The 1800-nt window shown below is 56.4% G+C and carries 2 protein-coding genes and 1 pseudogene; 1 reads left to right on the top strand and 2 read right to left on the bottom strand.

Annotated features, from left to right (window positions below; translation table 11 throughout):
• A pseudogene (locus QZY01_RS01640) lies at positions 1-176 on the bottom strand (IS110 family transposase); the annotation flags it as partial.
• 91 nt (positions 177-267) lie between these two features.
• Here QZY01_RS01640 and QZY01_RS01635 point away from each other — a divergent pair.
• The gene (locus QZY01_RS01635) at positions 268-465 is read left to right on the top strand and encodes a hypothetical protein (RefSeq protein ID WP_294532573.1); all 198 of its coding nucleotides are present in this window, start codon (positions 268-270) and stop codon (positions 463-465) included.
• A 122-nt stretch (positions 466-587) separates the two neighbouring features.
• Here the strand turns inward: QZY01_RS01635 and QZY01_RS01630 are convergent, their stop codons facing one another.
• Positions 588-1505, bottom strand: a complete 918-nt coding sequence (locus QZY01_RS01630) for a glycosyltransferase (protein WP_294532571.1) — start codon at positions 1503-1505, stop codon at positions 588-590.
• Positions 1506-1800: the final 295 nt, after the last annotated feature.

The raw sequence follows: 1800 nt of genomic DNA, 5'->3' as shown, positions 1-1800 counted from the left end.
TGCGATCCTCCGCATGCCTCCATGGCAACCAGACACGGCGGCGTCTTTTCAAAAAAGCGCAAAACTTCGCCTCGCCGCAGTTTTCGATTGAAAGCGACAGTCCCGTCGGCGGCGGCGCCGTGGACTTGAAAGCTTTGCTTGGCCAAATCCAAGCCGATGACACTAACCTGCTTCATGGCGCGGGTCCTCCGATCGCGGCGCTTGCAACCGCCTCGATGCTAGCAGGGAGGGGCCGTTCCACACCATCAAACCCGGCGCGGTTCAGATGTGCTTTTGCGCCGTGGCCGTCCGTTGCAGATTACCCATGGATATGTTTCCGCCGCCTTGGCGCAGGGCGATAAGCGACCGGTGGGGGAAATTCTGCGTCAGGCGCTCCTCCGCAATCCCGAAGGCGCGCTGATCGTGAGCACCAAGCGGATCGAGCGGCTGTCGCAATATGCGAAATTGCTTGAGGACAGGCCTTGATAAATGCGCCGCTGCGGCCGGCGCGTCCAATGGCGTGAAGCCGCGCAAGGGCGCGGCCGGGAAGGAACCTTGCGCGTTCCAAAGGCCTGAGGCGCGCGGCCAGGATGTTTAAAAAGACGGCCTTATCGCGTCAGCAAAATTCGGTTGCATTCGAAGAATCGCCAGAAGCGAATGGCAAAAAGCACGCCAATGGCCGATAGCTTCTGGCTTAAATTATCGAGCTTGTCGCTTCGAATGACCGTGATCCAATGAATAAAGGGCGACAGTAGAATTCCGAAGCTACGGAAATACCAAATAGCAAGACCATTCGGGACCTCCTTGGCGTCGTGATATGCTTCTTTGGAACAACGCTTCCATTTTTGCTTCAGTTCGTTCCAGTCTCGCCGCGCCGGGTGGGCGATCACGACGTCAGGACCATAATTGCAACGATAATTGGCTTCGACCGCCCGCCTTCCCCAGTCCATATCTTCCGCGACTGCGGGTCGGAATCCGCCGACCTGGTCGAAAATCTTGCGGGAGACGAACATGTTGCAGGTCGCCGAGAAACCGAGCTTCTCGATGTAGCGCTTGAAATTGAAAGCAAAAACCTTTTCGAAAGCCTCGACTCCGGTTGGATGGGCGGGGTCGGTCACCTCGACTTCAATCCGCCCGCCCACGATATCCGAGGTCGACAAGGCCACCAGGCCGCGTTCAAGCCAGGTTGCTGACGGACGGCAGTCGGAATCGGTGAAAGCGAGGAACTGCCCTCGCGATGCTTCTACCGCCACGTTCCGTGCGGGACCTGCCCCTTGGATGGGCGCATGGATGACACGGGCGAGGTTTCCGCAAACGCGCTGGACTTCTTCCAGCCCGCAACGCGAATTATTATCCGCAACCACGATTTCGAAACGCTCGCGCGGCAAAGTCTGCGCGGCGAGGAGCTGCAAACATTTGTCGAGATTGGCGAGATCATTATAGTGCGGTATAATGACAGAAATAATGGGGTTAGATTCCGCTGGCAGCGAGCAATCGTTGGTCGAATTCAGATTTTGCTCGTTCACGATAGGGTCTCGCAATTCTTATTCGCACGAGGCATATTAACCGTTGTTTTGAAACGGTCCGGCAGCGCTCGCAATCGCTCGGTTGGCGGATTTTGCGATTAGGCAGCCAGTTTTACAATCTGCATTTAGAAAAAGCAAGGCTAAACAATGCGTTTCGGGTGTTGGACGCCCGGACAGGAGGTTCCGGCGCCGAAAAAGGCGCCCGACGGAATGCAGGAATAGAACTTGGCTAGAGCGGATTCCGATCAATCTGTATCATTTCCGCAGGCGGCGAAGTAATTTGCGCATTCAGCGG

Source organism: uncultured Rhodoblastus sp. (genome assembly GCF_903903185.1).
Lineage (GTDB): Bacteria > Pseudomonadota > Alphaproteobacteria > Rhizobiales > Beijerinckiaceae > Rhodoblastus.
Note: the sequence above shows the minus strand (reverse complement) of the source record. Positions and strands in the feature narration are given on the sequence as shown.